Source organism: Nonomuraea candida, assembly GCF_000725485.1.
GTDB lineage: Bacteria > Actinomycetota > Actinomycetes > Streptosporangiales > Streptosporangiaceae > Nonomuraea > Nonomuraea candida.
This window is the reverse complement of sequence record NZ_JOAG01000009.1, coordinates 327,504-335,153: the sequence shown is the minus strand read 5'-3', so window position 1 is coordinate 335,153 and position 7,650 is coordinate 327,504. Positions and strand designations below refer to the sequence as shown.

General features: G+C 69.5%; 7 protein-coding genes. All 7 read right to left on the bottom strand.

The genetic code is table 11. From position 1 onward, the window contains the following. The coding region (locus IO39_RS09820) for a Gfo/Idh/MocA family protein (RefSeq protein ID WP_043619246.1) at positions 1 to 580 on the bottom strand (580 nt) is incomplete at its 3' end. Continuing rightward, complete coding sequence (locus IO39_RS09815) at positions 577 to 1,794, bottom strand: alpha-L-fucosidase (RefSeq protein WP_043619244.1); 1,218 nt, start codon at positions 1,792 to 1,794, stop codon at positions 577 to 579. The genes IO39_RS09815 and IO39_RS09820, both read right to left, overlap by 4 nt. Then, positions 1,791 to 2,501 (bottom strand): discoidin domain-containing protein, encoded by a 711-nt coding sequence (locus tag IO39_RS09810; RefSeq protein ID WP_043619243.1) that lies wholly within the window; start codon positions 2,499 to 2,501, stop codon positions 1,791 to 1,793. Before IO39_RS09810 ends, IO39_RS09815 begins: the two co-directional genes overlap by 4 nt. Continuing rightward, positions 2,498 to 3,886 (bottom strand): M1 family metallopeptidase, encoded by a 1,389-nt coding sequence (locus tag IO39_RS09805; RefSeq protein WP_157548120.1) that lies wholly within the window; start codon positions 3,884 to 3,886, stop codon positions 2,498 to 2,500. Before IO39_RS09805 ends, IO39_RS09810 begins: the two co-directional genes overlap by 4 nt. Positions 3,887 to 3,888: 2 nt before the next feature. Then, positions 3,889 to 5,556, bottom strand: coding sequence for an extracellular solute-binding protein (locus tag IO39_RS09800; protein ID WP_043619241.1), 1,668 nt, complete (start codon positions 5,554 to 5,556; stop codon positions 3,889 to 3,891). 26 nt (positions 5,557 to 5,582) lie between these two features. After that, positions 5,583 to 6,470, bottom strand: coding sequence for a carbohydrate ABC transporter permease (locus IO39_RS09795; RefSeq protein ID WP_245641882.1), 888 nt, complete (start codon positions 6,468 to 6,470; stop codon positions 5,583 to 5,585). Then, the gene (locus IO39_RS09790; protein WP_211266956.1) at positions 6,457 to 7,437 is read right to left on the bottom strand and encodes an ABC transporter permease; all 981 of its coding nucleotides are present in this window, start codon (positions 7,435 to 7,437) and stop codon (positions 6,457 to 6,459) included. The genes IO39_RS09795 and IO39_RS09790 overlap by 14 nt, the downstream gene beginning before the upstream one ends. Positions 7,438 to 7,650 lie beyond the last annotated feature (213 nt).

Here is a 7,650-nt window from a genome sequence, read left to right as displayed (position 1 = left end):
GGGTGTAGCCGCCGGCCAGCCAGTGCACCACGTCCAGGTCGTGGGCGGCCTTCTGCAGCAGCAGCCCGCCGACGTGCGCGCGCTCGGCGTGCCAGTCCTTGAAGTAGAAGTCGCCGCCGTGCCCGACGAAGTGCCGCACCCAGACGGTGCGCACCCGGCCGATGTCGCCGCGCCGGATGAGGTCGCGCATCAGCCGGACGACGGGCATGTGCCGCATGTTGTGCCCCACGTACAGCCTGGTGCCGCTCTCCCGGGCGGCGCGCAGGATCGCGTCGCACCGCTCCAGCGTGATGTCCAGCGGCTTCTCCACGAAGACCGGCACGCCCGCGCGCAGGATCTCGCAGGCGAGGCCGGCGTGGGTGTCGTCGGGAGTGAGCACGAGCACCGCGTCGACCTCGCCCAGCATCAGCCGGTAGTCCTCGTACGCCCGCGCCCCGAAGCGCTCCTCCGCCCGCTCGCGCAGCGACTTGTCCAGCTCGGCCACGGCCACCACCCGCGAGCCTTCGCCCGGCCGATGGGCGACATCGGCCAGGGAGCCGCGCAGGCCCAGCCCGATCACACCGATGCGCAGGTCGTTCATGAGGGCTCCAGGAAGAGTTCGATCACCGGGACCGTGACGTCCGGGCGGGTGATGGGCAGTTGCAGGGTGAGCGTGTCCTCCGGCAGGCCGCGCAGGTAGTGGTGGAAGGGCTCCTTGGGGTCGATCTCGACCAGGGGAACCTCCGAGGCGTCGTGCAGGAACTGCGCGTACCGGACCCGGCCGCCGAGTCCGGCGAGGTGCACGTACTTCATCGGCCAGGACAGCAGATGCAGGTAGAGGCGGTCACCGCGCTGGGTGTAGCGGCAGTCCTGCGGCGGCTCGAACGCCGAGGCGCCGGCGCCGTGAATGGAGCGGGCGTGCAGGCGCATCCACTTCCCGATGCCGCGCAGCCGCTCGATCGCGCGGGGCTCGAACTCGCCGCGCGCGTTGGGGCCCACGTTGAGCAGCATGTTGCCGCCCTTGGAGACGGTGTCGATCAGCATCTTCACCAGCAGGTCCACCGGCTTCCAGTCCTGGTTGTCGCGGTGGTAGCCCCAGCTTCCGTTCAGCGTCTGGCAGGACTCCCACGGGGTGTGGCCGGGCACGCCGCCGGGCGGCATGACCTGCTCCGGGGTGGTGAAGTCGCCGGTGCCGAGCCCGAGCCGGTTGTTGATCAGGATGCCGGGCCGCAGCTCGCGGACGAGCCGCTCCAGTTCCTTGGAGCGCCACTCCGCGGGCCCCTTGGCTCCGAAGCCGCGCCCCTCGTAGGAGAAGTCGAACCACATGGTGTCGATGTCGCCGTAGCGGGTGAGCAGCTCGCGGACCTGGCCGTGCAGGTAGTCCGTATATTTCCGGATGTCGCGGTCGCCAAGGTCATCGTCGCGTTGCGGGTGGTAGAGGTCGTTGGGGAAGTCGGGGTGGTGCCAGTCGAGCAGCGAGTAGTACAGGCCGGTACGCAGGCCGCGTTCCCTGAAGGCGTCGAGCATCGGGGCGAGCAGGTCGCGCCGCGCCTTGTAGTCGGTCAGGCCGGAGTCCCACAGGCAGAAGCCGTCGTGGTGCTTGCTGGTCACCACGGCGTACTTCATGCCCGCGCCGGCCGCCTCGTCCGCCCACGCTCCCGGGTCGTAGAGGTCAGGGTCGAAATGGTGGAAGTAGCGGCTGTACTGCTCTTCGGTGAGCCGCTCGTACGAGCGCACCCACTCGTGGCGGGCGGCGGCGGCGTAGATGCCCCAGTGGATGAACAGACCGAAGCGTGCCTCGGTGAACCAGCTCATTTCCCGTCCTTTTCCTGGACCGCGACCCCCGAGAGCCCGATCCGTCCTGTTCCGATCCGCTGCACCCGCACGTACCGGCCTTCGGCGTTCACCGTGACCAGCGACGGGCGCAGCACCTTGCCCGCCGGCTGCACCACGGTCGCGTCGGCGAAGTCCGGCGTGCGCGAGACCAGCACCTGGACGTCGGCCGTGGTCATGCTCGCGTCGTTCCACAGCTCGACTGTGCCGACCGCGACCTCCTGCCCGAGGTCCACCTGCCACCACGAGCCCTGCCCCGAGGTGGTCCTGCTGTCAGTGACGGTGGAGCCGTCGATGGCGTTGGCGGCCACCGCCGTCCCGTCGGTGGCGGACTGCGAAGCGCTGCCCGCCCTGGCGAGGTCACGTTCGAGCTGCTCGACCGGGCTCGGCCGGGCGCCGGGCGCGGCGGTCCAGGTCACGGTGTGCCCTTCGGGCCCGGAGTCGCGCCGGTCCAGGACGAGCGGCTCGCTCCGCCGGTACACGCCGCCGGTCAGGCGGATCTCGATGTCGCGGTCCATGCCTTCGGTGAGGGCCTGCCGGGCCTTGTCCCTGGCGCCCTCCAGGGAGCAGGGGTGGGGTCTGCTGCAGGCGGCGGAGCGGCCGTCGGGGGCGGCGTAGTAGACCTTCGGTCCCGGTGCCGCCGCCGGGGTCATGGTCAGCAGCAGCACCAGGGCGACCGCGCTGTTCACATGCCCTCCAACGGGGGGTTGTGGGCGCCGTAGAGCCAGTCGCGCAGGAATCCGTCCAAGCCGGGGCGGTGCGTGATGGCGGCGGCATGGGCGATGAAGTCCTCGGTGGAGGCGTTGCCGTTCCTGAAGCGCTTGACCCAGGTGCGCATGATCCGGTCGAAGGCGGCGTCGCCCACCTCGGTGCGCAGCGCGTACAGCACCAGGGCGCCGCCGTCGTAGATGTTGTAGCCGCCCAGCGCCTTGGGCCTGCCGGGCGGGCCGTCCTTGGCGCGGACCGCGTCGAGCTTGCCGTACACGGTGCGCATCCGTTCCAGCAGGGACGGGCCGCCGTGCTCCTCGGCCCACAGGGCCGCGTAGTAGACGGCCGGGCCCTCGTTCAGCCAGGCGTCCTGCCAGGTGGCGGGCGTGACCGAGTCGCCGAACCACTGGTGGACCAGCTCGTGCACCATCGTGTTGGAGTAGGTGGGCTGGTCGAACCAGCCGGTGCCGAACAGCGACAACGTCTGGTTCTCCAGCGCGTTGCGGTAGCCCGGGTAGATGTGGATGCCGTAGGTGGAGAACGGGAAGCGGCCGAACTTCGCCTCGGCCCAGGCGATCTGCTCGCCGGTCTCGGCGGCGATGGGGCCGTAGCGGTCCTCCTGCCCCTGGGGGACGACGTGGCGCAGTGGCAGGCCGTGCGGGCCCTCGCCGTACAGGTAGGCGCCCTTCACCACGGCCAGGGCGATCAGCTCCGAGGCCATCGGCTCGCGCGCCTCGAACCGCCACACGTTGCCCCGCCTGCTGGTCAGCTCGCCGTTGGCGGTGGCGACGTATCCTTCGGGCGCGGTGACGCGGAAGGTCCAGGTGGCCTTGTCCGACGGGTGGTCGTTGACCGGGAAGAACGTGTCGGCCCTGCTGGACTGGGCGGCGGCGGCGAACCCGCCGTCGGGGCCGAAGTTCCATCCCGTCAGGCCGGCGCGCGGTGCTTTGCCGTTGCCGCGGAAACGCACCTCGGCCGTGAACGGCACGTGCTCGCGCAGCGGTGCCGCCGGGGTGACGGTCAGTTCCTGCCCGCTCTGGCCGAGGGAGAGCGACCAGGTGGCGGGTTCGCCGTTGACGGTGACCCCGTCGATGGTGTGGCCGTCGGTGTCGAGGTTGAAGGACGACAGCGCCTGGGTGGCCTTCGCGGTGAACGCGACCGCGCCGGTGAAGTCGTAGGTGGCCGGCGTGAAGTCGAAGGAGACGTCGTAGTGGCGGACGTCGTAACCGCCGTTGCCGAGGGTCGGGAACAGCGGGTCGCCCAGGCCGGGCGCGCCCGGCGCGGGCGCGGCGGGGACAGCGGCGGGGACAGCGGCGGCCGTGCTGAGCAGCGCGGCGGCGGCGAGTAAGACGAGGTGTCTTTTCATGGTCAGCCTGCCTTCGGTGCTTGCTTGAGCGCTTCCTCGAACTCGGCGCGCGCCTTGTCCCCGCCCTTGGCGCGCCAGTCCTTGATCAGCCGGTCCAGGTCGCTGACGGGGGCGCGGCCGGCCACGATGGAGGTGACGCGGTCGTTGCGCATGGTGTAGAGCGACTCGTAGCTGTTCTCGTTGGCCGGCGAGTACGACCCCACGGTCGGGTCCTCGACCCCGACGGCGATCATCTTGCCGATCGCCTCGTGCATGATCTTCACGGCCTCCGCCGAGGAGGAGTCGAACAGGGGCTGGGTCGGCGCGGCGACCATCTTCCACGGCACCGTGGTGTCCCTGCCGCCTTGCTCGGTCAGCACGGGGTTGCCCTTGTCGTCGCGCGTGTGGTCGGCGCCCTCGACGCCGTAGTTGAACAGCGTGTACTCCTCGCTGCCGAACGGCGAGGCGAAGAAGTCGGCCACCCGCAGCAGCTCCTTGGCGCGGGCCTCGTCGCTCTTCTTCATCATGGTGATCGAGACGACGATGTTGTTGAGGTGGGCCTTGGCCGCCGGGCCGATGGGGATCATCGGCCTGGGGTCGGCCTTCTGGTCGATCTTCCTGGAGGTCTGCAGGTAGCCGGTGGGGCCGAGGTAGGCGGGCAGGCCGTCGTAGACGAGCGCCGCGCGGCCCGCGTTGAACTCGTTCTTGCGCTTGAGCCCGTCGAAGCCCTCGGAGCCGGGGTAGATGACGCCTGCCTCGCGCAGCTTGCGCACGTACTCGACGGCGGCCCTGTACTCCTCGGTCTCGATCTGGTGCACGAGCTTGCCGTTGTCCAGCCGCCAGAGGTTGGGCGCGCCGAAGAGCTGGGCGAAGATCGACAGGCCGTAGACGCCGCCGGTGTGGGTGACCAGGCCGTACTGGTTGTCCTTGGGCCGGGTCACCTCCTTGAGCAGCTCGAACAGCCGGTCCAGGTCGGTGACCTGCGCCAGATCGGTGACGCCCGCCCGCGCGAACATGTCGGCGCGGTAGAAGCCGAGCCCGCCCACCATGTTGCGCGGCACGGGGATGCCGTACAGCTTCCCGCCGACGATGCCCTGCTTCCAGAACACCTGCGGGATCGCCGCCAGGTTCGGGTACTCCTTGACCGCGTCGCCGCCGAGCAACGCGGTCAGGTCGGTGCACTGGCTGGCGACGAACGCGGGCAGGTTGTTGACGCCCTGTGTGGAGACGTAGGTGAACAGGTCGGGCAGCGTGCCGCCGGCGACCATGGTGTTGAACTTCGTCGGCCAGTCGTCGGAGGTGACCGGCTGCATGTCGGCCGTCCCGCCGAGCCGCTTCTCGACCTCCTGCCAGGCGGGGTTCTCGGCCCGTCCGGGCGGGGGTGGCGAGAAGGTCTGCACCGCGATGCTGACGGTGCCGCCCGACATGGGTGGCTTGGCCACCGCCTTGAACAACTCCTTGGGATAGGTGAAGTACCCGTCGGGCACGCCCGTGGCGTTGCCGGGCAGGTCGGGCTTGAGCGCGCCGGACAGCGGCGTGTACGCAGGCAGTGTGATGGCCAGCCCCTGGGCCTTGGCGGCGGGGGCGGCCGATCCGCCGCCGCAGGCGGACAGCGCGGCGGCGCCGGCGGCGGACACGGCCGCGGCGGCGCCGAGGCGCAGGAAACCGCGGCGGGAGACGGGTTCTCTCATGACGATCTTTCCTTGGGTCGGGGGGTTCAGCCCTTGATGGCGCCGGTGAGCACACCCTTGGTGAAGTAGCGCTGGAGGAAGGGGTAGACGAGCAGGATCGGCACGATCGCCACCACGAGCACGGCCATCTGGATGGCCTGCACCGGCGCGGGCGCCTCGGCGGCGGCCAGGGAGTCCAGCGTCCTGCCCTGCAGGACGAAGGTGCGCAGGATCAGCGGGAGCGGGAACTTGTCCGAGTCGTTGAGATAGAGCAGGGCGTTGAAGAAGGCGTTCCAGTAGCCGACGGCGTAGAAGAGCGAGATGACCGCGAGCACCGCCTTCGACAGCGGCAGCACGATCCTGACGAGGATGCCGAAGTCGCCGGCCCCGTCGATGCGCGCGCTCTCCAGCAGTTCGCGGGGCAGGCCCATGAAGAACGAGCGGAGCACCACCAGGTTGAACGCGCTGACCAGGCCGGGCAGGATCAGCGCGCCGAAGGTGTCGATCAGCCCGACCTGCTTGACCAGCAGGAAGTTGGCGATCAGGCCGGGGTTGAAGAGCATGGTGAGCAGGGCGATCAGCAGGATCCAGCGGGCGCCGGTCACCTCGCGGCGGCTCAGCCCGTACGCCATGCCGATCGTGGCCAGCATGCTGGCGGCCGTGCCGATCACCGTCACCAGCACGCTGACCAGCAGCGCCCGGGTGACGGTGCCGCCGTTGAAGACGGTCTCGTAGGCCGAGAGGCTGGGCGAGGTGGGCAGGAGCACGAAGCCGCCGCTCCTGGCGATGTCGCTCTCCGTCGACAGGCTGGTGCCGATCACGCCGACGAACGGGTAGGCCACCAGCAGGACCACGGTGAGCAGGATCAGGCCCTTGACGACCAGGCCGATCGTGGAGGGCCGCTCCATCCAGGCGGGACGGCTACTTGTCGGCACCGCGGTACACCCCCTCGTGGCCGAACAGATGGGCCACCTTGTTCGCGCCGAGCACCAGTGCGGTGCCGACGATGGTCTTGACCAGGCCGACCGCGGCGGCGGCGCCCCACTGGCCGTCCTTGACGCCGTTGAAGTAGACGAAGGTGTCGAGCACCTCCCCCGCGTCGGGGCCGACGTTGTCGCGCTGGAGCAGGATCTGTTCGAAGCCGACCGACAGGATGCTGCCGAGGTTGAGGATGAGCAGCAGGATGATGATCGGGGTGATGCCGGGCAGCGTGACGTGCCAGAGACGGCGCCAGCGGCCCGCCCCGTCCATGGCCGCGGCCTCGTACAGGCCCTGGTCGATGGAGAGCAGCGCGGCCAGGAAGATGATCGTGGCCCAGCCGGCGTCCTTCCAGATCACCTGCAACGTCACCAGCAGCGGGAAGACGTCCGGGTCGGTCATCATGTCGTAGCGCGGCAGCCCGACGCTCTCCAGGAAGTTCGGCAGCGCTCCCGCGCCGCCGAGGATCTGCTGGAACACCGAGACGATGATCACCCAGCCGATGAAGTGCGGGAGGTAGACCACGCTCTGCACGAACCTGCGCACCTTGTCGCTGAGCACGCTGTTGAGCAGCAGCGCCAGCGCGATGGGCGCGGGGAAGAACAGGACGAGCTGGGTGAGGGTGATCTTGAGCGTGTTGCCCAGGGCGTTCCAGACGCCCGGGTCCGCGAAGACGCTGACGAAGTTCTGCAGGCCCACCCATGGGCTGTCCACGAACCCGATGTAGGGCTGATAGTCCTTGAACGCGACCACGTAGCCGAACAACGGCCCGTAGTGGAAGACCAGGAAATAGAGCAGCCCGGGCAGCGCCAGCAGGAGCATCACCCGGTCGCGCCGGAGGCGGCGCCACAGCGACAGCTTGGGTGGCGTCCGGCGCCGCTCGGAGGCGGCCTCGGTGGGTGGAGCGTCGAGGGTAGCGGTCATGCGCTGTGGTCCTTCCGGTTGGCGAGGAAGTTAGTAAGCGCTTTCGATCCCGTCAAGACCTATAACGGAAAATATCCGCTTCCTGCTGCGCCTGGCTTGACCTTTCCGCAGGTGGAGTCCTAACGTGCGTGCTCGATGTATAGAATGCGCTTACTATCAGAAGGGACGCCGGTGAAACCTCCGCAGCCCCGGCTGAGACCGCGCGCCGTCCTC